Raw genomic sequence first — 22,119 nt, 5'->3', positions numbered from 1 at the left:
CTACCAGTCTAAAAACTTAAGATTTCCGCCTACGCGGAAAATTAATATGATCAACAAACGCCTTTTGATAAAAAACCTCCTTGCTCATAACGATGAGAGCAGCTTTTATGACAAAAAAAGAAAGATTGATTTAGGTAGCAAAGAAGGAAAGGCTAAATTTTTAAAGCACATTTGTGCGCTTAGTAATAGCAATCCTAAAAACAATAGTTTTATTGTAATTGGGGTAGAAGATGAAGGCAACGAGATTAGAGGGGTAGACTTTTTTGATGATAGTAAACTGCAAAACTTAATCAATGCATACCTTACCAATGCACCTCTAATCTCTTACGAAAATGTTCTGTTTCCTCATCTACCAGAAGATAAGGTGGTGGGCTTAGTTACCATTAGACCCACTGGAGAGATTACCTCCTTGCGAAAAAATATCTGGAAATATTGGGGCGGCTCTATTTTCTTACGCGATGGAAGCATCTCAATGCCTAAAGATTTCGACATTGAGATAAAAGATGTTAATTCTGAAATCGTTGCTGCCATTGAGAATAAAGCAAAAAACAACATAGAGCTTACGTTAGATGGCGTTATTAATTTTATAAACCATCGTCATGAAGCTTTAGATGCACATTACAAGGTTTTTAAAGAATTGTTTGTAGTATGCTGGGCAGGGAATACCAAGCATGTGAAAGATAAAACATACTATTCTCGTGTAGATATCGAGCTCATTAACGAGCAGGTAAAGCTTTTTTATTCTGCGCTCGATGAAGTAAGCATCGTGTATACAGACGACTATTTTAGGATCACAGAATACGTACATCTAGGGCTTAACAATCAATTTAGGTACTACCCCTTAGAAGAAGTAACCATCAACTTCAAAGAAAACGGATTTTATAATATTGACACTCAACTCATCTTTGAGGCGCCAAAATTTAACAAGAAGACCTTACACCATATTTATAACGCTACCAATGCGTTGCTTGAAAAACTACGAAAGGATATTCCGCTAACGCTTTCCGAAGAAAAAGATGTGCGAAACCTAGCCGAAACCTATCTTATATGTTACCTCAACGATTTTTCTGACGCCAAAACAAAATTATTGGAGGCAAAACCGTTTTTAAAAACCAGAGGTGGCGTTGCATACCAAGCTTTTAAAGAAAGTTTGCGCATACTTCGGAAAGTGAAATATAACTAACTCACAATATGTTTTGTAACATGTGTACACAATATTTTACTTATATTTAGAATCCTAATTTTTTAAACCAATTTTCATGGGCATTTTCGACAAAATCAAAGAAAAATTAAGTCACGAATTTATAGACATCATCGAGTGGCTCGACTTCACAGATGATACCATTGTGCATCGTTTTGAGCGCTATCAGAACGAAATTAAAAATAACGCCAAACTTATTGTACGAGAAGGACAGACAGCTGTTTTTGTAAACGAAGGGCAATTGGCAGATGTATTTACACCTGGAACCTATACCCTAAACACACAAAACTTACCTATCTTAACTACACTAAAAGGTTGGAAGTACGGTTTTAACAGTCCGTTTAAGGCCGAAGTATACTTTGTAAACACCCACCTCTTTACAGACGAAAAGTGGGGAACAAAAAATCCGATTACTCTTAATGACGACCGGTTTGGTTTGGTTGAAATACGAGCATTTGGAACCTACGCCTTTAAAATTAGCGACCCAGGTAAGTTTGTAGTAGATATAGTAGGTACAGATAACAACTTTACCAATTTTGAAATAAATGAGCATCTAAAAAGTCTCATCGCAACCCGTTTTACAGATACCGTAGGTGAAGCAAACTTGCCTATAGAGTTATACGCAGCTAACACCACAGAGCTTTCTGAAACCTGTCAAGAGGTTATGAAACCAGAGTTTGAAAGCGTTGGGATTTCTCTTGAAAAATTCTATATCGAAAATGTATCGATGCCAGAAGATCTTAAAAAGGAAATCTTTGAGTACAGCCGAATCGACAAACTAGACCTAGACAAATTAACCAAATTCAAAACTGCAAAAGCTATTGAAGCTGCTGCAGCCAACGAAGGAGGTACTGCAGGTGCTGGTATGGGTATGGGTATGGGCTTTGTACTCGCACAACAAATGGGAGGTATGATGGCGGGAGCCCCGCAGGCAAATACACAAATGGGAGGCCAGCAGCAAGCAGCGTTTCCAGGTAGTATGCCACCACCAATGCCCGCTGCCGTACAATACTTTTACGCGGCCAATGGCCAACAAGCAGGACCCGTTAGCTTTGAACAGTTACGCACACTTTTTGCTAATCGTACCGTAAATAAAGACACGCTGGTCTGGAAACAAGGAATGCAAAATTGGACTGCTGTTAGTGAGGTAGAAGAGTTAAAAGCTTTCTTAGGAGGTAACACACCACCACCGTTGCCAGGCAACTAATAAAATAAATACACACGTAGCATTTAATTGTTACTAAATTACAAGTCCCCTCCTAGGAGGGGAATACTTACATTGAATACTAATAACTAGTAATGCAATCAACCCCTCAACAGACATCTGAACTTAAAAAAGCCTGTATTAACTGCGGAGCAGAGCTTCGGTATGCACCTGGAACCACAGAACTTAAATGCGAGTATTGCGATTACAGACAGGAAATTCCTAAGGAAGAAACGGTATTTCAGGAATTAGAACTCAAGCAATATCTCAATGAACTAGGCTCACAATCGCACAGCCAAGAAATTACCATGTTACACTGCAAAAATTGTGGTGCCAACCAGCATGTTGAGGAAAACTACAAGTCGTTACATTGTGTGTATTGTAGTATGCCCTTAGTGGTAGAAGATGCTTACATGGAAGATTGGATTGTCCCTGGTGCAGTGCTGCCATTTCAAATAGATCAAAAAAAAGCACACCTAATTTTTAAAAAGTGGGTAAACGGACTTTGGTGGGCGCCTAATAAATTAAAAAAGGCAACCCTAGACCCCCAAAATACCAAAGGTCTTTATGCACCATTCTGGACGTTTGATGCACAACTTTATGCTAATTATACAGGGCAGCGAGGCGAATATTATTATGTAACTAAAACCGTTGGAACAGGTAAAAATAGACGCACTGTTCGAGAACGACGTACCCGATGGTATCCAGCCAGCGGATCTGTATCTGGATTTGTAGATGACACATTAATTAAAGCTTCAGAACAAAAATCTGGGGTAATTCCGAAGAAAATAGCACATTGGGATTTACGAAAATTAGAGACCTTTCAAAGTAGTTATTTAGCAGGATTTGTAACCGAAAAATACACCATTCCGTTACGAGACGGACATCTGGATGCAAAGAAGGAAGCAAAAGCAATTGCAGAACGTTGGGCCAGACGAGATATTGGTGGCGATACCCAACGCATATCTTCTATTACTATGAAACTTTCCGAAGAAACGTTTAAACATATATTGCTTCCTGTGTACATAAGCGCCTATAAATACAAGAGCAAACGCTACAACTTTTTTGTAAATGGCCAATCGGGTGTTATTTCTGGTGAGCGCCCTTATTCTTTCTGGAAAATTTTCTTTTTTGTACTCTCTATACTTTTAGTAATAGCTACTATTTTATTCTTCCTTAATGCATGAGAACCTTAGTAGTTGGCGATATACACGGAGGTCTAAAGGCCTTAGAGCAGGTTATCAATTCTGCAGAACCTAAAGTACAGGATTTGTTTATCTTTTTAGGAGATTATGTAGATGGTTGGAGTGAAAATGCCGAAACAATTACTTTTTTAATGAATTTTGCTGAAAAGCATCGCTGCATTTTTCTTCGTGGCAATCATGATGAACTGTTATATAATTATTTAAAGGGAAAAGAAAGCCCTGCCATGTGGTTAAATCATGGTGGAATCACTAGCATTACTAGTTACGCTAAACTATCAGCTGAAGAAAAAAAGCAACACATTCAGTTTTTTGAAGCTTTAGAAAATTTCCATGTAGATGCACAAAACCGATGCTTCCTTCATGCCGGATTTACCAATATTAAAGGACCACAACATGAATACTTTCCTAATATGGTGTATTGGGATCGTACACTATGGGAACTAGCCTGTAGTCTAGACAAGACCCTTTCTGAAGATGATGACCATTATCCGAAACGACTTACTCTGTTTAAAGAAATATATATTGGTCATACACCCGTATTTAGAATTGGTAAACATGAACCCACTAATTTTGCAAACGTCTGGAATGTAGATACTGGAGCTGCATTTAAAGGAAGGCTTTCTATAATTGATGCAGATACCAAAGAAATTTGGCAAAGCGACCCTGTTTGGGAGTTATACCCAGATGAAATGGGAAGAAATTAATTAGGAACTAATGCTACAGATACTTCTTGAGTAACAACATGACAATTATCTGCTGTTAAAACAACGGTAATAGCATCTGTTTCTTGAGTAACAAATCCGTCACCACTTATTGTTAGTGTATACACGCCACTGCGTTCTCCAGCACCCACGTAAACATCTGTAGCCAGCTCTAGGGTTTCTGTATATTCACCGTCTTGCGCAGTTACCTCTATCCCAGAAGTTATCAAGCTAGCTGTTGTTGCATTTCGCACTTCTACTGAGAGTCCGTAAATAAATTCTTCACTACAAGTAACCTGTGCATCGCCACTTTCGTCTTCGTTACTACAACCAATAGCTAGTAGTATTAAAAATATTGTAAAGAGTTTTTTCATAGCCATTAAATATAAGCAGTTATTTAAACATATGCTGATTCGATACAGGAAAACGCCTAGTTCTTCTATTCTTCAGAAAAAGGTGGTGGCGGACAAACAGTATAAACGTATTTTTCAGGAATATCTTTTAGCAAATTGTATTTGTACATACCTGCTGTATGCATCCACCAAGATTTAAGACTTTCAGGGTACGTGAACAAGTACGAATTAACAATGTTGAACTCTTGAGAAATATCAAACTCAAAAATTGCCACAAAGTAGTATCGATGATTTTTGCCGTCTGTTTCTATGGCAAAATAGTTATAGGCAAAGTGATTATCTTTATCTCGTACCTTTTCTATATACGAACCGTAAACGATGTTTCTTTCTTCTTTCAGGGCTTCCTTATATGCTATGAGGTGTTGGTAATTCCATGTGCCTTCAGCGGGTTTCTGACCTTTTAAATTTTCAATATTTCCTTGCTTCAGTGCGTGTATGCGAAAGTTCGCCATATATTGAATTTTCTCAAAATCGGCATCCGTTTGAAAATATGCCATTCCTGGTAGAAAAAGCATTACTAAAAGTACAGCAACTCGTGTTTTCATAAGCAAAAAAACTACAAGTATGTTGGCTAAACATGCTTGTAGTTTATAGTTTAAGGCATAAACAATCTGTTTTTACAGATCAAATTTGATTCCTTGCGCAAGAGGTAACTCATCACTATAATTTACAGTGTTGGTTTGCCTTCTCATATACACTTTCCAGGCATCACTTCCAGACTCTCGCCCACCTCCTGTTTCTTTTTCACCACCAAAAGCTCCTCCAATTTCGGCTCCTGAAGTACCAATGTTTACATTTGCTATACCACAGTCTGAACCAGCAAATGATAAGAATTTTTCGGCTTCCTTCATTTCGTTAGTCATGATAGCACTAGACAATCCTTGTGCAACTCCATTTTGTATTTCAATTGCATTTTCTACATCGCCGCTGTATTTCATTAGGTACAAAATAGGTGCGAACGTTTCGTGTTGTACAATTTCAAAACTGTTTTCAGCTTCTATGATTGCAGGTTTTACATAGCATCCACTTTCATACCCTTCACCTTCTAACACACCGCCTTCTACCAAGACGTTTCCGCCCTCGCTTTTTGCCTTTTCAATTGCATTTAAGTATGTATTTACGGCATCTTTATCTATTAATGGGCCAACGTGGTTGCTTTCGTCTAACGGGTTTCCAATTACTATCTGCTTATAAGCACCAACAATGGCGTCTCTCACTTTATCGTAAACACTTTCGTGAATTATTAATCTTCTGGTAGATGTACATCGTTGTCCTGCCGTTCCAACAGCACCAAACACGGCTCCAGGCACAACCACTTTTAAATCGGCAGTTGGTGTAATGATAATGGCGTTGTTTCCTCCTAATTCTAAAAGTGATTTACCAAAACGTTCTGCAACGGTAGCACCAACAATACGTCCCATTCTAGTAGAACCTGTAGCAGAAATTAATGGAATTCTTGTGTCTTTCGTCATCCATTCACCTACTTTATAATCTCCATTAATGATACAAGAAATACCTTCTGGAAGGTTGTTTTCTTTTAAAACTTCGGCTATAATATTTTGGCAAGCAACTGCACACAACGGTGCTTTTTCACTTCCCTTCCACACACAAACATCTCCACAAACCCATGCCAACGCAGTGTTCCATGCCCATACGGCTACTGGAAAATTAAAGGCAGAAATTATACCCACTATACCAATAGAGTGCCATTGCTCTCGCATTACATGTCCTGGGCGCTCAGACGGGATTGTTTGTCCGTTTAATTGTCTAGACAATCCAACTGCAAAATCACAGATATCAATCATTTCTTGCACTTCGCCATAGCCTTCTTGGAGTGATTTCCCCATCTCATAAGACACTAATTTTCCGAGAGGTTCTTTTAATTCACGTAGTTTATTACCAAACTGGCGTACAATTTCACCACGTTGAGGCGCTGGCATAGCTCTAAACGTTATAAATGCATCTTGTGCAGCATCTATTACTTTTTCGTACTCATCTTTTGACGTAGTAGTAACTTTGCCTATTAAAGCTCCATCGACTGGAGAATACGAAGCAATTTCTGCTCCACCAGGATACCATGTGTTTCCTGTTGACGTTCCATGATTAACAGCTTTTAATCCTAATTGTTCTAGTGCTTTATCCATTCCGAAGTTGGTAGCTACTGTTGACATATTTTTTTATTTATTACGACAACTGAGGTTGTCTTTATTAGTATTATATAATGAAAAGATTGGAGGTTCTTAGACTCCCAATTTAGAGCTGCAAAGGTACAACTTTAAAGAATTATTAAAAAGGAAGGAACATAGTAAAGTTAACAAGTAGCATATGGATAAATCTATCAGAATAATTTACGCTGAAAGTCAACGCTTACCTCTTGTGTTCCGTGGTATTTTTTACCAAAAGAAACTTCTACGGTATATTTTATATTATAAAGTGATAAAACATCGTCTATTTTTTCTTTTTTCCTTGCTGCGGTATTCACTTTCTGACGAAACGAATTAAACGCTCGAATTGCCATAGCGAAGAGCATAACACCTGCTGTTGCAATGAATATGTAAACTACCACAAGAAAACCTTGGCCTCGAGTTGTGCTTGAAGCCTCAAACATTTCACTCAATCTTTCGTGAAATTTAATCAGTAAGTAAAACACTAAGACGCTTGCTAAAATAAAGACTACAGTATACGTATATGTCCACCATTTATCCTTTAAGGCATATTGATATGCTACATTTGCCTCTTTTACTTTCTCTTCAAATTTTTGGGTAAGTTGTATTTTAGGACAGTTTTTCTGAAAGGTTGGTTTCAAATCTGTTAAACCACAAATACTCCCCTTCTTCAGATTTGTTTTTTGATGATCGCAAAGATTGCAGTGATGTGACTGCTGTATCGAAGAAGTTTTATTCATCTGTAACACTTTCAGAAGTAACTTCTGGTAGAAAAGTAAAGATTAAAGTGTTTTCAGCATCCTTTGTTATAGTTTGAGTTTCCCAATAATACTCAAATGGTAAGGTTTTGCTAGGGCTACCTGTAATTATTGTTCCAAAAAGAATGGTATGGGTTGCACCACTTGTACCGTTGGTGAAATTTTTAGCGCTCCTTATTTGCAATTCATCTCCTTTCTTTACATGAAAAGCAATGGTGGTTCCCTCATAGAGTGGTGAATCTTTTTTTTCTAGAAGTAAAGGCTCTTCATACACAAAAGGCTCATAATTATTTACAAGTATGGCATCCTGTCCTAATTTCATTTTCTTGCCCACGAAGTTTACATATGGCGGATCATTTGTAACGTCTTCAACTTTAGTTTTTAGTGTGTAGTAGAGCAAACCAATAAAAACCAGCAATACAAACAGACCAATTCCGGCAAGCAATAGCAGGATCTTTTTTGTGCTCATCCTTTCAGCATTAAATACGTACGGTTATCTAGTAAAAATCTTTTATTCTCCAACAAACCTATCGTCTGTTGGCATAATTGTTCCACAGTTATTACAGGTACGTAACTCTTTGCTTCCGTAGAAATCTTTGAAATGTTGTAGAAAGTCTTTTTCGACATCATTTAGTGGAAAATACACCTCATGTAGCTTATTATTGCAAGAATCGCAAAACCAAAGCAGTCCGTCTTTACCCTCTAAATCTTGACGTTTGCGTTCTACCACCAATCCTATAGAACCTGCCTCACGTACAGGAGAATGCGGCACTTTGGCTGGGTGTAGGTACATATCTCCAGGGCCTAATTCCATGGTGCGTTTTTTACCATCTTCTTGAATATGTACTTGAATGTTTCCTTCTAGTTGGTAAAACAGTTCTTCCGTTTCATTATAATGATAGTCTTTACGTGCATTAGGGCCACCTACAATCATTACAATATAGTCGTCTGCCTCTTTGTAAAGGTTTTTATTTCCTACAGGGGGTTTTAGAAGTTCTCGATTGTCTTCTACCCATTTGTTTAAGTTGAAAGGTTTAGAAATAGCCATTGCCGTATTGTTATGAGTTTGCATAAAAATACGGCAATTGGCTTAAAACTGAAAGAGGATCGTAATTTACTTTTTATAGAACAACTGTGTAAAATAGTAAGCGCCTTCTGAATTTTTTATGATACCAAAACCAGAATGTGTATAATGACCTTCAATTGTTTTGCGGTGACCTGCACTATTTAGCCAAGCATTTACAACATCTGCTGCTGTGCTGTAGCCATATGCAACGTTTTCGGCAACAATTTTTGCACCTTGTTCTTTTAATGCATTAGATCGAATACCAAAATTATCATGACTTATTTTATCTTTTTCAATCATATACTGCGTATGATCTACTGCATAGGCAGACGCGTAAGATTGGTCTCTTTTAATGGTAGTTAACCCTTTAGATATTCGATGATCGTTAACCAATTCAAGAATTTCGTTGGCCATGGCCCAGTCTGTTTCGTTGGCTAAATTTAAATCGATTGTGTAATTTACTTCTTCAATTACCGGTGCTTCGTCTTTCGAGCACGATGCCATGGTGAATAATACAACCATAGCCAGTAGGCTAGTTTTCATAAGTTTCATATACGGGGGGCATCAAATTTGGGGCATGATGCTGATGCTAATATATAAAAATTTTCCTACAAAAATGCATTTCATCGAATTATACATGCATTTCATCGATGTTTTAATGTGATTTATGGCGTATTTCCTACAAATCTTAATCGGTTCACCTCCCTGTTTTCGGGGATTTTGCAGTATATTGAGGGTATAATTAAAAAATATTGCACATGAACCGAATTTTAACACTTTTAATCGGATTTTTTATGCTTTTTAGCTGTGAAAATGTTAAAAAATCTGATGTGAAAACATCAAATGACACGTCTCAACTAGAAAAAAAAGCTGAAAATTTTGGTATTGTTATTCATGGTGGAGCCGGAACTATTCTAAAAGAAAACATGACAGATTCACTCGAAAATGCCTACAAAGCAAAATTAAAAGAGGCTATTTCTGTGGGTCATGAAATACTTAAAAATGGTGGAACAGCTATGGAAGCTGTCACAAAAACCATCAATGTTATGGAGGATTCCCCATTGTTTAATGCAGGTAAGGGCGCCGTATTTACCAACGATGAAACCAACGAACTAGACGCCTCTGTAATGAATGGAGAGACATTAAATGCGGGTGCTGTGGCAGGTGTTTCCAGGGTTAAAAACCCAATAGATCTTGCGGTAGAGGTTATGAACAACAGTGACCATGTGCTTTTATCTGGCAACGGAGCCGAACTATTTGCCAAAACTAGAGGTATTCAGCTTGTAGACCCTTCTTATTTCTATACAGAAAGACGTTTTCAATCTTTACAAAAAGTGAAGCAAAAGGAAATTTCCGAAGAAAGTAAAAGTAAACTAGCATTGCAAGATCCCTTTATCAAAAATTCAAAATATGGAACTGTTGGTTGTGCGGCACTCGATAAAAATGGCAACTTAGCCGCAGGCACTTCAACTGGCGGGATGACTAATAAACGTTGGAATCGTATTGGAGATGCTCCTATAATTGGAGCCGGAACGTATGCCAATAATGCCACTTGTGCCGTTTCCTCTACAGGTTGGGGAGAATACTTTATTCGAGGTTTGGTGGCACACGATATTTCGGCAATGATGGAATACAAACAAATTACTTTGAAAAAGGCTACCCACGAAGTAATTCAGAATAAATTAACCAAACTTGGCGGAACTGGCGGCGTCGTTGCTATTGACAAAGAGGGAAATGTCTCTATGGACTTTAATACGGCGGGTATGTACCGAGCTCACATGAATGCACAAGGAGAACTTATTATTGGTATTTATAGTGATAAGTAATATGATTCAGCAAATAATTCGTCCTTTAAAAGCGACCCCCCTTTCTTTATATCTTATCTATTTAGCTGTCTATATTCCTTGGGGATTTGGTATGGACGCATTTGGAACTTGGGCAGAAATCGCAAAATTTAACCATTGGTGGCAGGTATTTACATGCTATGGTCTGTATATGATTCCTATTTCTATTTTGTTGAAAGGTAAGTCGTTTCTTGAGCAGTATGCCTACGGACTTATTGCCATGGGGCTTCTTGAATTTGGAGGCTACTATTTTGAAACTTCATATGCCTATCCTAATAATATAGTTGAAGAATTTTTTGGAACACGAAATTTTGCTTTAGGAATGGCGCTATTTTTTGCACTCTACTTCCCACTGGGAAACTTGGTGGTAGGCAAATTGCACCAATTGCTGGTTAGAAAGGCAATTAACGACTAGCGCACGTTAAAGTAATCACAAATACGGCTCCTTTAATACTAGGAAAGCGATTACCTACGTTACAAAACAAATACCTCCCTCCTCCATTTTATTGAGTTACCATGTAGTGACTATTTTCTAGTTGAAAATTCTCACGAGCACTACCACTTATTTATTGTAATTTTAATCGTTTAAAACCATCACTATGAACACATTGCTGCGTCTTCTTACCTGTGTCGCCTTGCTTTCTCTAGCATCTTGCGGCGACAAAACCGAAACTTCTCAAACCGACAACCTTTTTAAGTTTAAAGATTATATCAGTCAGCATACCTACGGAAACAGGAGTATTGCAGAACCCATTAGGATAGAGTTAGCACAGCCGCTAGATCAATTTGAGTTGTCTCAGGAAATTCCTTCAGAGTACTTAAAAATTTCACCTAAAACCGAAGGAACCTTATTTATTGACAATGGTACGACCTTAGTTTTTCAACCCGAAGATTATTTGAAACCAGACACAAAATATACCATCACAGTACAACTTCAGAAACTATATGAAGACATAGATAAAGAGTTTAAAAACTATACCTTCAGCTTTAAAACTATAACGCCTAATTTCAGTATTAACCTAGAAAACTTACAATCTTATAGCAAACAATGGCAATACGTAAGTGGAACAATTGAGGCTTCAGATATGCTTCAACTAGATAAGGCAAAACAACTTATTAAGGCAACTCAAGGCAAGAAAAAATTAAACATTAAATGGCCAACAGAGAATGCTACAGAACGTTACTACACCTTTACTATAGATAGTATTTCGCGTAAAATTGAAGATGATGAAATTGTAATTACATGGGATGGGAAGCCAATAGGAGCCGAAACAAAGGGCACAAATACATTTGCTATTCCTGGTCAAAATAATTTTAAGGTTATAGATGCAGATGCAAGTCATTCGCCTCAAGCTTCATTGTCTATAAATTTTTCAGATCCCTTAAAAGCAAATCAGGATTTCGCTGGATTGGTAACCATAGAACGGGCTACAGATCTTCGATTTGAAGTAGATGGAAACGTGCTACATGTGTACCCAAACAATCGTATTACGGGCGATGTTCGTGTCACCATTTTTGAAGGAATTAAAAACACAGATAATTTCGGCTTAAAACAATCCTTTAGTGAGCTTATCTCTTTTGAACAATTAAAACCAGCAGTGCGATTATTGAGCAAAGGAGTAATTCTTCCAAACGCAGAAAGCACTCCTTTGTATTTTGAAGCAGTTAATTTAAAGGCCGTAGATGTACGTATTATTCAGGTTTTTGAAGATAATATGCTGCAATTTTTACAATCGTATAACCTAAACAACACCAATAGTTATGATATAAAACGTGTGGGAAGGCGTGTAGCAAAAAAAACAATAACCTTAGACGATTCTCCAACAGAGAGCGACGGAACCTGGAAAGCGTATGCCGTAAACATTTCAGAATTCTTTAAAACGAATCCTGGGTCGCTATATCAAGTAGAATTTAGTTTCACAAACGATTATATTAAATATGATTGCAGCTCGAACGATGCTGCCTCTGCCACTAGCGAAGACGAATACTATTATGATAATTACGATGCTAATTCAGACCTAGACGAAAACGAACGTGAAGAAATGTATTGGGATAACGAAATATACCGTTGGAGAACCTATACCTATAATTGGCAACAACGTGACAATCCATGTCATCCTGCTTATTTCAATGAAGATCGTGTAGTTACTACAAATGTTCTTGGAAGCGACCTTGGCGTTATCGCTAAAAAGAGTAATAACAAAAGTTATCATTTTGCTATTACTAATCTTATTACCACTGCACCAGAGGGTGGTGTTAAAATTGATCTTTTCAACTTTCAGCAACAAATTATTGAAACCATAACTACCAATAGCGATGGGTTTGCCTTGTACGACAGTGATCGCACCATAGCTTTTGCCATTGCCCGTAAAGGGAAAAACTATGCCTATACCAAACTAGAAGATGGAAACGCCCTAAGCATGAGTAAGTTTGACGTTTCTGGTAAACAATTACAAAAAGGGCTAAAAGGATTTATATACACAGAACGTGGTGTTCATCGCCCTGGTGATAGTATTCATTTAACCTTCGTGTTAAACGATGTTGCCAATCCGTTACCTAAAAACCATCCAGTAAAACTTGAAGTAACCGACGCGCGTGGGAAACTCGTTCAGCGTTCTTTACTAAACGGAACAACCTCAGGCACCGAATTAATTGGTGAACATAAAAATGGATTTTATTATTTCCCGATAAAAACAGATCCTAATGCACCAACAGGAAATTGGAATGCCACCGTTAGCGCAGGAGGTGTGAAGTTTACAAAATCTTTAAAAGTGGCTACGGTAAAACCTAACCGACTCAAAATTAAATTAGACTTTGACGATGAAATTTTAAACGCCAGTAAGCCAGTGTCCGGAAATGTGCAAGGATTGTGGTTACACGGTGCTCCCGCAAGAAATCTTAAAATTGAAATGAATGCCACCATGCGCGCTACCAACACAGCTTTTGACGCTTATAAAAAGTATCATTTTAACGACCCAATCCGCACTTTTGATGAAATTGAAATCCCTTTACTTTCTCAAAATCTCTCTGAGGAAGGAACCACAACATTTTCAAAGCAGATAGACATTGGCAATAAAGCTCCTGGTATGTTAAAGGCAACCTTCTTAACCAAAATTTTTGAAGGTGGGGGTGATTTTTCTATCGATGTTTTCAGTAAAAATCTTGCTCCATATTCACACTTTGTTGGTCTACAATCGCCAGAAGCACGTAGATATGGGTCGTATTACACAGATGAAAACACCACATTTGACGTAGTCTCTGTAGATGCCCAAGGAAAAGCAAGCGGGAACAGAAAATTAGATGTAAAAGTATTTAAAATTGAATGGCGGTGGTGGTGGAACCGTGGGTACGACAACTTATCCCGTTATGAAGACGCCACTATTTACAGACCTTTCAAAGAAATGACCATAACCACTGCCAGTAATGGAAAAGGTAATTTTAACCTCAACATTCCTGAAGATGACGGAGGCAGGTATTTAATTCGTGTGATAGACCAAGCGTCTGGTCATGCAACGGGACGTGTGACTTATTTTTATAGAAATTGGTGGAAACGTCCTGTTGGAGATGATGCAGAAAGTGCAAAAATGCTTGTGTTTTCGGCAGATAAAGAAAAATATGATGTTGGCGAAGAAGCAGTTATTACGTTCCCTTCCGGAAGTAAAGGTCGCGCCTTAATTAGTGTTGAAAATGGTACAGAAGTACTATCTACCCAATGGGTTGAAACCAAAAAAGGGGAAACTCAAGCACGTATCAAAATCACAAAAGAAATGGCCCCAAATATCTATGCCAATATTTCTTTACTACAGCCGCACGAACAAACCAAAAACGATTTACCAATGCGATTGTATGGGGTGATTCCAATCCTTGTAGAAGATCCTGCCACTGTACTGAAGCCTACCTTACAAATGCCAGACGTACTAAAACCAGAAGAACGTTTCAGTATAAAAGTCTCTGAAGCCAATGATAAACCCATGACATATACTGTGGCAATGGTAGACGAAGGGCTGTTGGATTTAACTCGCTTTGTTACACCAAAAATTCACAGTGCCTTTTACACACGAGAAGCGCTTGGCGTAAAGACCTTTGACATGTATGATTATGTTATTGGCGCTTATTCTGGAAGTGTAAACAACATATATGAAATTGGAGGTGGCGATGCCGCTGCTGGTGCTAAAAACCGAAAAGCAGATCGATTTAAGCCTGTGGTACGCTATTTAGGTCCGTTCTCCATTAAAAAAGGAGAAACCGCCACGCATAACATACAAATGCCAAATTATATTGGCTCGGTAAAAACTATGATTATAGCTGGCGATAATACTAAAAGTGCTTACGGAAAAACAGATAAAACAACCCCAGTAAGAAAGCCGTTAATGGTACTTGCCTCTGTTCCTAGGGTACTAAGCCCAGGAGAAAAGGTAACCATACCCGTTACAGTTTTTGCGATGGAAAATAAGGTGAAGAACGCAACCATAAAATTGAAAGTGGGTGATGCCCTAAAGCCAATAGACGGTACTTCTAAATCGGTTTCATTTCCTTCTGTAGGTGAAAAAATTGTGAATTTCGAATTTGAGGTGTTGCCAACAGATACGTTTCAAACCATTGAAGTATCGGCGTCAGGAAACGGAGAAACAGCAAGCTACAAACTTGAAGTAGATGTTGAAAACCCCAATCCTATTACACAAAAGACAACTCAATACACACTCTCAGAAAACGGTAATCAAACTATAGACTTTAATACGTATGGCGTGGCTGGAACCAATGCTGCAACCTTAGAGTTTTCTACCTTACCGCCAATGGATTTCAGTAAGCGTATGGAGTACTTAATTCGGTATCCACATGGTTGTGTAGAGCAAACTACCTCCGCCGCTTTTCCGCAGTTATACTTAGCAGAAGTATTTGACATTACCTTCGATAAGAAAAAAGATATACAAGGAAATGTAGAAGCCGCTATAAAAAAATTAGGACGATATCAAATCGCCAATGGAGGCATGGCATATTGGCCAGGAGAGCGTGAGGCAGATAACTGGAGCACCAATTATGTGGGTCATTTTATGTTAGAAGCCAAAGCAAAAGGGTACGCGCTCCCTATTACTTTTATGAGTAATTGGTTACGCTATCAAAAAAATACAGCTCGACAATACAGAAGTAGCAACACTCGCTATAATTCTAGTCTTACACAGGCATATAGATTGTATACATTGGCGCTAGCAGGGCAACCAGAATTGGCTGCAATGAACCGTCTTCGAGAATCTAAAAATTTAAGTAACGATGCAAAATGGCGTTTAGCTGCAGCTTATGCATTGGCTGGTAAAAGCAAGGTTGCTGAGGAGATTTCGGCAACGGCAAATATTAACTTTAAATCTAATAATTACGATTATTACACCTATGGTTCTCCATTTAGAAACAAGGCCATGGCTTTAGAAACTATGGTAACTACGGGCAATCCAAAGCAGCGAGAGATGGCAATTTCTGTGGCAAAAGAATTGTCTTCGCAGCGTTGGTTTAGCACACAAGAGACAAGTTATGCGCTATTGGCAATGGCTAAAATGGTGCAGAAAAATGGAGGTAAGGCGGTGGAACTTTCATTTGTACACCAAGGAAAAACCCATACTGTTAAAACAGACCGTGCGATTGCACAACGCGATATTGGTGTTTCTATGGGAAATAATTCCATAACTGTAGCTAATAAAAAAGGTAATCTTGTATATGTAACATTAGTTCAAAAAGGAAAGTTAGCCTTAGGAAACGAACTGGCAGACAGAAAGAACATTACAATAAATGCTACCTATGTAGACAGCCAAGGAAAAGCTCTAGACATTAAAAAACTACGACAAGGCACCGAAATTAATGCCATTGTTGCCGTTACAAATACTTCTAACGATTATATCGACAATGTAGCATTAACTAAAATATTTCCAGGAGGATGGGAAATTGTAAATACAAGCTTCACCGATTTGGGTGGTGGTGCTTCAGGAGCGGCACGATATAAAGATATAAGAGATGACCGGGTGAACTTTTATTTCGATTTAGGCAGAAAAAAAACCAAAACGTTTAAAGTAAAGCTAAATGCATCATATCTCGGGACATATTATCTGCCTGGAACTCAAGTAGAGGCTATGTACGATAATAATTACTATGCGAGAAACCAAGGCCTTTGGGTGACGGTAGAACAGTAATACTATATTTCAACACACCCAAATTAGGTGTATGGAGTGATTAATAAAAGAACTAAAATTTCTTTATTTCTAGAGGAAAATGCAAAAAAGTAGAAAACACATTCTTTCATTTTTTAAGCGGCATAAATTCAAATTGAGTTTGTTTTGTGTTGGCCTAGTGTGTTGGCTTTTTTGTCTTCCCCGCCCCCTATTTAAAGACCCTAGTGCCACAGTTGTTGAAAGTAAGGAAGGTATTTTAATTGGTGCGCGTATTGCTACAGACGGACAATGGCGCTTTCCAGCTTCAGATTCTATTCCGTATCGGTTTGAGCAGTCTTTGTTGCATTTTGAAGACGAATATTTTTACCGTCATCCAGGTTTTAATCCAGTGTCTATTGGTAAAGCGTTATGGGGAAACCTTACTTCGGAAAAGCGTCGTGGTGGAAGTACCTTGACGCAGCAGGTAATTAGGTTGGCCCGCAAAAACAAGCAACGTAGTTACAGCGAAAAAGTGATTGAAATCATTCAGGCGACCCGCTTAGAAGCTGGATACTCTAAAAAGGAAATTTTAAATTTCTATGCAACATACGCACCTTTTGGAGGCAATGTTGTTGGCCTAGAAACAGCCTCGTGGCGTTATTTTGGCATTCCCGCAAGCGAATTAAGTTGGGGGCAAGCCGCTTCTCTCGCAGTATTACCAAATGCACCCGCGCTTATTTTTCCAGGTAAAAATGAAACGTTATTACAACAAAAACGCGACCGTTTGTTGCAAAAGCTATTTACTAAGAACATTATAGACCAAACCACCTATGAGCTGGCTATTGCCGAACGTTTACCCGGAAAACCGCTCCCGCTTCCCGAAACAGCGCTACATCTTACCGAAAAAATTCGCAAAGAGCATGCGGGAGAACGTATCACCACTACCATTAATTTTCATCTACAAAAGACCGTTCAGAGAATTGCCAAAGAACGGCATTATCAATTGCAACAAAACGAAATTCACAATCTAGCAATTTTAATATTAGATGTAGAAACCAGAGAAATTCTGGCCTATGTTGGGAATGCCCCAACCACTATAGAAAACAATAAGTTTGTAGATGTAATTGACAAGCCCAGAAGTACGGGTAGTATTCTTAAGCCCTTTCTATATACAGCCATGCTAGACAGTGGTGAATTATTGCCAAATACGCTCATAGCAGATATTCCAACCGTAATTAATGGTTACAATCCAGAGAATTTCGACAAACAATTTAATGGTGCTGTACCAGCAAGTATTGCACTTTCTAAATCGTTAAATGTGCCTGCTGTGCGTATGCTAAGATCATATGGTTTAGAGCGTTTTCATAAAAGATTAGACGGTTTATCTCTAGACCATATAGACAAAGACGCAAATTATTATGGTCTGTCCTTAATTCTAGGAGGAGGTGAAAGTACCTTGTGGGAAATCACCAATGCTTACGCGGGTATGGCTTCTACACTAAACTTTTTCAACAAAACGTCTAGCGAGTATCGAAGTACAGATTATCAAACCCCGACTTATGTACAGGCCACTATGGTCGATTCAGAAAAAAAATCAGATCCTACTCTTTTTGGTGCAGGTGCCATCTATAAAACATTTGAAGCTTTACAAAAAGTAAACAGACCTCTGGGCGAAGAAAATTGGGACTTCTTTAGCAACTCACAACCTATTGCTTGGAAAACGGGTACCAGTTTTGGATTTAAAGACGCTTGGGCGGTAGGAGTAACTAGCACCTATGCTATTGGAGTTTGGGCTGGAAATGCCGATGGTGAGGGTAGACCAGGACTAACAGGATTGCAAGCAGCGGCTCCCATACTTTTTGACGTATTGGATGTGCTACCAAAAAACGAATGGTTTGGCATGCCTTACGACGATTTAACCGAAGTAGACATCTGTGCTACTAGTGGACATCTAGCAGGCGTATTTTGTAGCGAAACGATTTCCGAATACATTCCGAAGCACGGTGTGCGTTCTCAGCCATGCCCATATCATCAACAGGTTTTTTTAGCTGAAAACGAACAATACCGCGTAAATTCTTCTTGCTATGAATTGGCACAAATGAAGCAACAGTCTTGGTTTACTCTACCGCCTGTTTTAGAATATTACTACGCTCCTCTCCATCCAGAATATAAAATTTTACCTCCGTTTAGACCCGATTGTTTGCAAGACGGAGAGCGCTTGATGGAGTTTATATTTCCGAAGAAAAACGAAACCATTTTGCTCGCTAAAAATTTTGAAGAACAAACCCAAGAAGTCGTTTTTAAAATCGCCCATCGCAATACAGAAACCAAAATATATTGGTATCTAGATGGCAGTTTCATTGCTGCAACAGAAACATTCCACGAAATTGCATTGCAACCATTGCAGGGGGAATACACGCTCACCGCCGTAGACCAAGATGGTAATGAAATTAATCAGAAAGTCATTATTGAAAATGCATCTAGCTAGAAAGTCCTTCAGAATTAGAAATTCTCTTTAATAAGTTTACTTCAAGCTTTCGCACGACTAACTTGTAGTTGCTCCACACAAAAACAACTAAAACCCGCGTTCCTTCTGTAATTGCTCGTATGCTTCTTGCACCTTTCTAAACTTCTCTTCGGCACCTTTTTGGTAAGCAGCATCCATATGTATTAGCTTATCTGGGTGGTACTTTTTAGCCATTGTTCTATATGCCGTTTTTATTTCTGAAACTGTAGCACTTTTCTCAATTTCTAAAATTTTATACGCACTATCTGGATTTTGAAAAAACATGGCCTTTATACTTTCAAAATCTCGAAGCTGGATACCAAGATATCTAGCAATATTATTTATTTCATTTACTTCGGGTTGCGTTACATAACCATCTGCATTTGCAATGCTAAATAAAAAATGAAGTATTTGTAACCTAGATTCGTAGCGCGTACGACTACGAAGTAAAGCACTGATGTTTGCTGCTGAAATTTGCCTGTTTTTTATGACTTCGTTAAAAACTTTAAAGGTAGCATTAGCGCGCTCCTTTCCGTAGGCTTGCACAAAATATAGACGGACATAATCCAGCTCTTTCTGGTTAACCACACCATCTGCCTTAATCACTAAAGAGGCTAAAGAAAGAAGGTTAAGCTCAAAATCTGCCGGAGAAACTTTATCGTCTTGTTGCTGAAATACCTGTTGAAACGTACTTCCACCAGTTTTCTGACCTCCAATCATTTTATCTATAAGCGTACCCAATAAGAAACCAACAATGGCTCCAGGAAATCTAAAAAAACTATACCCTAAAACGGCTGCCAACCAACGAATCATCTACTTTTCTTTACTTAATAAAAGGATTGCAAATATAAGTAATGCTTTGGGAGGGTTTGTTACGAAAAAATAAATTTGACCGAATAAATAAAAAGTACATACTGCCTATTGATATTAGACTACATGCTGGTCTTTGGGATTTCTAGCTTTTGTTATTTAGGTACGAGGTGAATTGATTATCTTTGTAACTCAAATTTAATGACTTAAACGAAACGACTATGTATCCAGCAGAATTAGTAAAACCAATGCGCGAAGACCTTACCAACATTGGGTTTAGCGAATTATTTACAGAAGAAGATGTAACGGCAGCCCTTGCTAAAGAAGGAACTACTTTGGTAGTTGTAAATTCGGTTTGTGGATGTGCTGCAGCAAATGCACGTCCTGGAGCCAGAACAAGTCTACAGAATGCAAAAACACCAGACCATTTAGTAACGGTTTTTGCGGGTGTAGATCGCGAGGCAGTAGATGCTGCAAGAGCACAAATGATACCTTTCCCACCAAGTTCACCGTCTATGGCGTTGTTTAAAAATGGAGAATTGGTACACATGCTAGAACGCCACCATATTGAAGGACGTCCAGCAGATATGATTGCTGAAAACTTAATGGGCGCTTATAACGAGCATTGCTAACGCACAAATAATTCTTTTTTAGAATAAAATTAGACCGTTTTCTCTCGATAGAAAACGGTTTTTTTATTTTTGAATGTTATGAAGCCTTTACTCAAAATCTTAAGCTATCCGTTGTCGGTACTTTTTTACCTCCTTTTTGGGCTGGGATTGCTGTTTTATGATGTAGTACAACGCATAGCTCTTATCCTGTTTGGTTATTCCATTCATAAAAACAGTGTAGATATATTTAATGCAACCATAGTACGTACACTACATATTTTAGGCACCCGTTTTTCTGTTGAAATGCCTAAAAATCTTCCTGTGGGGAAACCGGTGATAATTGCATCTAACCATCAAAGTATGTGGGACATTCCGCCACTGATATGGTTTCTTCGGAAATTGCACGTCAAATTTATATCGAAAATAGAATTAGGAAAAGGAATACCTTCTATATCGTATAACTTACGCAAAGGAGGTTCGGTTTTAATAGACCGTAAAGATTCCATACAAGCAACGCAACAAATTGAAAAAATAGCAACTTATATTTCAAAAAATAAAAGAGCAGTAGTTATCTTTCCCGAGGGCACACGTAGCAGAAACGGGCAGCCAAAACCCTTTAGACCAAAAGGGTTAACCATACTATTTGAACAGGCTCCTACCGCCGTTGTATTGCCCGTAAGTATTAGCAATTCGTGGAAACTACAGCGATTTGGTTTGTTTCCAATGCCTTTGGGGGTACATTTTAAAATGAAAGTTCATGAACCATTAATTGTGGCTAACTATGAGCAGCAGAACCTCTTACAATTAGTTGAAAAAACTGTTCTTGAAGGTATTGAAAATGATTGAGCAAAGCCATGAGAAAATACTAGCAAACACAATTGCATTTGTAAAAAAAGAATTACAAGATGCAGAAGCTGGACATGACTGGTTTCATATAGAGCGTGTGTATAAAAATGCATTGCTCATTGCGAAGCAAGAACCTGTTAATATTTTAATTGTGGCGCTAGCTGCACTACTGCACGACATAGCAGACTCTAAATTTTATGATGGTGACGATACTGTTGGTCCGAAAAAGGCAGACCAATTTTTATCGTCTCAGGAAATTTCCGAAGTAGATAAAAACCATGTCGTAGCCATTGTTGCTAACGTTTCTTTTAAAGGTGGAAATGACACAAAAACATTTCACTCTCTAGAACTCGAAGTAGTTCAAGATGCAGATAGGCTAGATGCTTTAGGTGCAATTGGTATTGCCCGAACGTTTCAGTATGGTGGCTATAAAAACAGAAAAATATACGACCCCAACATTAAACCCAAACTAGAAATGTCACCAGAAGAATACAAAGCTTCTACCGCGCCAACCATTAATCACTTTTACGAAAAGTTATTGCTGTTAAAAGATAAAATGAATACGGCAACAGCTACATCTATTGCTCAAAAAAGACATGAATTTATGACAGACTATTTGGCTCAATTCTACGCCGAATGGAATGGTGAACGCTAA

The 22,119-nt window shown here is 38.3% G+C and carries 19 protein-coding genes; 11 read left to right on the top strand and 8 right to left on the bottom strand.

Going from position 1 to position 22,119, the window contains the following annotated elements:
- The first annotated feature begins 46 nt into the window (after positions 1-46).
- From G5B37_RS10735 to G5B37_RS10720, 4 genes are all read left to right on the top strand, one after another.
- A complete protein-coding gene (locus G5B37_RS10735; RefSeq protein WP_164680032.1) occupies positions 47-1,183 on the top strand; it encodes an ATP-binding protein in 1,137 nt (378 codons plus the stop codon).
- Between the two features lie 76 nt (positions 1,184-1,259).
- The gene (locus G5B37_RS10730) at positions 1,260-2,408 is read left to right on the top strand and encodes an SPFH domain-containing protein (RefSeq protein ID WP_164680031.1); all 1,149 of its coding nucleotides are present in this window, start codon (positions 1,260-1,262) and stop codon (positions 2,406-2,408) included.
- 92 nt (positions 2,409-2,500) lie between these two features.
- A complete protein-coding gene (locus G5B37_RS10725) occupies positions 2,501-3,592 on the top strand; it encodes a DNA helicase PriA (RefSeq protein ID WP_164680030.1) in 1,092 nt (363 codons plus the stop codon).
- A complete protein-coding gene (locus tag G5B37_RS10720; RefSeq protein WP_164680029.1) occupies positions 3,589-4,314 on the top strand; it encodes a metallophosphoesterase family protein in 726 nt (241 codons plus the stop codon). The genes G5B37_RS10725 and G5B37_RS10720 overlap by 4 nt, the downstream gene beginning before the upstream one ends.
- On the opposite strand, the gene G5B37_RS10715 is transcribed toward G5B37_RS10720, so the two are convergent.
- The 7 genes from G5B37_RS10715 to G5B37_RS10685 all read right to left on the bottom strand — a co-directional run bounded on the left by G5B37_RS10715 (position 4,311) and on the right by G5B37_RS10685 (position 9,256).
- The gene (locus G5B37_RS10715) at positions 4,311-4,685 is read right to left on the bottom strand and encodes a hypothetical protein (RefSeq protein ID WP_164680028.1); all 375 of its coding nucleotides are present in this window, start codon (positions 4,683-4,685) and stop codon (positions 4,311-4,313) included. The genes G5B37_RS10720 and G5B37_RS10715 overlap by 4 nt on opposite strands.
- Before the next feature lie 65 nt (positions 4,686-4,750).
- Positions 4,751-5,269 (bottom strand): hypothetical protein, encoded by a 519-nt coding sequence (locus G5B37_RS10710; RefSeq protein WP_164680027.1) that lies wholly within the window; start codon positions 5,267-5,269, stop codon positions 4,751-4,753.
- Positions 5,270-5,341: 72 nt separating this feature from the next.
- Positions 5,342-6,895, bottom strand: coding sequence for an L-piperidine-6-carboxylate dehydrogenase (gene amaB / locus G5B37_RS10705; RefSeq protein WP_164680026.1), 1,554 nt, complete (start codon positions 6,893-6,895; stop codon positions 5,342-5,344).
- A gap of 167 nt (positions 6,896-7,062) precedes the next feature.
- Positions 7,063-7,629, bottom strand: a complete 567-nt coding sequence (locus G5B37_RS10700; protein WP_164680025.1) for a hypothetical protein — start codon at positions 7,627-7,629, stop codon at positions 7,063-7,065.
- Positions 7,622-8,116 (bottom strand): hypothetical protein, encoded by a 495-nt coding sequence (locus G5B37_RS10695; protein WP_164680024.1) that lies wholly within the window; start codon positions 8,114-8,116, stop codon positions 7,622-7,624. Before G5B37_RS10695 ends, G5B37_RS10700 begins: the two co-directional genes overlap by 8 nt.
- 42 nt (positions 8,117-8,158) lie before the next feature.
- Positions 8,159-8,695 carry a 3-hydroxyanthranilate 3,4-dioxygenase gene (locus tag G5B37_RS10690; RefSeq protein WP_164680023.1) on the bottom strand — a complete coding sequence of 179 codons (537 nt, stop codon included), beginning with the start codon at positions 8,693-8,695 and terminating at the stop codon, positions 8,159-8,161.
- A 66-nt stretch (positions 8,696-8,761) separates the two neighbouring features.
- Positions 8,762-9,256 (bottom strand): CAP domain-containing protein, encoded by a 495-nt coding sequence (locus G5B37_RS10685; protein WP_164680022.1) that lies wholly within the window; start codon positions 9,254-9,256, stop codon positions 8,762-8,764.
- Positions 9,257-9,471: 215 nt separating this feature from the next.
- Here G5B37_RS10685 and G5B37_RS10680 point away from each other — a divergent pair, with 215 nt between their 5' ends.
- The 4 genes from G5B37_RS10680 to pbpC all read left to right on the top strand — a co-directional run bounded on the left by G5B37_RS10680 (position 9,472) and on the right by pbpC (position 19,179).
- On the top strand, positions 9,472-10,539 hold the full coding sequence (locus G5B37_RS10680) for an isoaspartyl peptidase/L-asparaginase family protein (protein ID WP_164680021.1): 1,068 nt from the start codon (positions 9,472-9,474) through the stop codon (positions 10,537-10,539).
- 1 nt (position 10,540) lies between these two features.
- Positions 10,541-10,972 carry a hypothetical protein gene (locus G5B37_RS10675; RefSeq protein ID WP_164680020.1) on the top strand — a complete coding sequence of 144 codons (432 nt, stop codon included), beginning with the start codon at positions 10,541-10,543 and terminating at the stop codon, positions 10,970-10,972.
- Between the two features lie 184 nt (positions 10,973-11,156).
- Entirely contained in the window at positions 11,157-16,733 is a 5,577-nt protein-coding gene (locus tag G5B37_RS10670; protein WP_164680019.1) for an alpha-2-macroglobulin family protein, read from the top strand.
- Between the two features lie 133 nt (positions 16,734-16,866).
- Entirely contained in the window at positions 16,867-19,179 is a 2,313-nt protein-coding gene (gene pbpC / locus G5B37_RS10665; RefSeq protein WP_404814779.1) for a penicillin-binding protein 1C, read from the top strand.
- An 87-nt stretch (positions 19,180-19,266) separates the two neighbouring features.
- Here the strand turns inward: pbpC and G5B37_RS10660 are convergent, their stop codons facing one another.
- Complete coding sequence (locus G5B37_RS10660) at positions 19,267-20,010, bottom strand: TerB family tellurite resistance protein (RefSeq protein WP_164680017.1); 744 nt, start codon at positions 20,008-20,010, stop codon at positions 19,267-19,269.
- Between the two features lie 218 nt (positions 20,011-20,228).
- Between G5B37_RS10660 and G5B37_RS10655 the strand changes: the two genes are divergently transcribed.
- From G5B37_RS10655 to G5B37_RS10645, 3 genes are all read left to right on the top strand, one after another.
- Positions 20,229-20,639, top strand: coding sequence for a BrxA/BrxB family bacilliredoxin (locus G5B37_RS10655; RefSeq protein ID WP_164680016.1), 411 nt, complete (start codon positions 20,229-20,231; stop codon positions 20,637-20,639).
- A gap of 78 nt (positions 20,640-20,717) precedes the next feature.
- Positions 20,718-21,464: a lysophospholipid acyltransferase family protein gene (locus G5B37_RS10650; protein ID WP_164680015.1), complete on the top strand. Its 747-nt coding sequence runs from the start codon at positions 20,718-20,720 to the stop codon at positions 21,462-21,464.
- On the top strand, positions 21,457-22,119 hold the full coding sequence (locus G5B37_RS10645; protein ID WP_164680932.1) for an HD domain-containing protein: 663 nt from the start codon (positions 21,457-21,459) through the stop codon (positions 22,117-22,119). Before G5B37_RS10650 ends, G5B37_RS10645 begins: the two co-directional genes overlap by 8 nt.

Origin of the sequence: Rasiella rasia, assembly GCF_011044175.1 — a bacterium.
Classification (GTDB): domain Bacteria; phylum Bacteroidota; class Bacteroidia; order Flavobacteriales; family Flavobacteriaceae; genus Marinirhabdus; species Marinirhabdus rasia.
The sequence above is the reverse complement of the archived record's forward strand: the minus strand, read 5'-3'. Positions and strand labels throughout refer to the sequence as shown.

What these genes read in the sequence shown, in the direction of transcription:
- G5B37_RS10735 (WP_164680032.1), top strand. Translation starts at nt 47, where the DNA reads ATGATCAACAAACGCCTTTTGATAAAAAACCTCCTTGCTCATAACGAT.
- G5B37_RS10730 (WP_164680031.1), top strand. Translation starts at nt 1,260, where the DNA reads ATGGGCATTTTCGACAAAATCAAAGAAAAATTAAGTCACGAATTTATA.
- G5B37_RS10725 (WP_164680030.1), top strand. Translation starts at nt 2,501, where the DNA reads ATGCAATCAACCCCTCAACAGACATCTGAACTTAAAAAAGCCTGTATT.
- G5B37_RS10720 (WP_164680029.1), top strand. Translation starts at nt 3,589, where the DNA reads ATGAGAACCTTAGTAGTTGGCGATATACACGGAGGTCTAAAGGCCTTA.
- G5B37_RS10715 (WP_164680028.1), bottom strand. Translation starts at nt 4,685, where the DNA reads ATGAAAAAACTCTTTACAATATTTTTAATACTACTAGCTATTGGTTGT.
- G5B37_RS10710 (WP_164680027.1), bottom strand. Translation starts at nt 5,269, where the DNA reads ATGAAAACACGAGTTGCTGTACTTTTAGTAATGCTTTTTCTACCAGGA.
- amaB (WP_164680026.1), bottom strand. Translation starts at nt 6,895, where the DNA reads ATGTCAACAGTAGCTACCAACTTCGGAATGGATAAAGCACTAGAACAA.
- G5B37_RS10700 (WP_164680025.1), bottom strand. Translation starts at nt 7,629, where the DNA reads ATGAATAAAACTTCTTCGATACAGCAGTCACATCACTGCAATCTTTGC.
- G5B37_RS10695 (WP_164680024.1), bottom strand. Translation starts at nt 8,116, where the DNA reads ATGAGCACAAAAAAGATCCTGCTATTGCTTGCCGGAATTGGTCTGTTT.
- G5B37_RS10690 (WP_164680023.1), bottom strand. Translation starts at nt 8,695, where the DNA reads ATGGCTATTTCTAAACCTTTCAACTTAAACAAATGGGTAGAAGACAAT.
- G5B37_RS10685 (WP_164680022.1), bottom strand. Translation starts at nt 9,256, where the DNA reads ATGAAAACTAGCCTACTGGCTATGGTTGTATTATTCACCATGGCATCG.
- G5B37_RS10680 (WP_164680021.1), top strand. Translation starts at nt 9,472, where the DNA reads ATGAACCGAATTTTAACACTTTTAATCGGATTTTTTATGCTTTTTAGC.
- G5B37_RS10675 (WP_164680020.1), top strand. Translation starts at nt 10,541, where the DNA reads ATGATTCAGCAAATAATTCGTCCTTTAAAAGCGACCCCCCTTTCTTTA.
- G5B37_RS10670 (WP_164680019.1), top strand. Translation starts at nt 11,157, where the DNA reads ATGAACACATTGCTGCGTCTTCTTACCTGTGTCGCCTTGCTTTCTCTA.
- G5B37_RS10660 (WP_164680017.1), bottom strand. Translation starts at nt 20,010, where the DNA reads ATGATTCGTTGGTTGGCAGCCGTTTTAGGGTATAGTTTTTTTAGATTT.
- G5B37_RS10655 (WP_164680016.1), top strand. Translation starts at nt 20,229, where the DNA reads ATGTATCCAGCAGAATTAGTAAAACCAATGCGCGAAGACCTTACCAAC.
- G5B37_RS10650 (WP_164680015.1), top strand. Translation starts at nt 20,718, where the DNA reads ATGAAGCCTTTACTCAAAATCTTAAGCTATCCGTTGTCGGTACTTTTT.
- G5B37_RS10645 (WP_164680932.1), top strand. Translation starts at nt 21,457, where the DNA reads ATGATTGAGCAAAGCCATGAGAAAATACTAGCAAACACAATTGCATTT.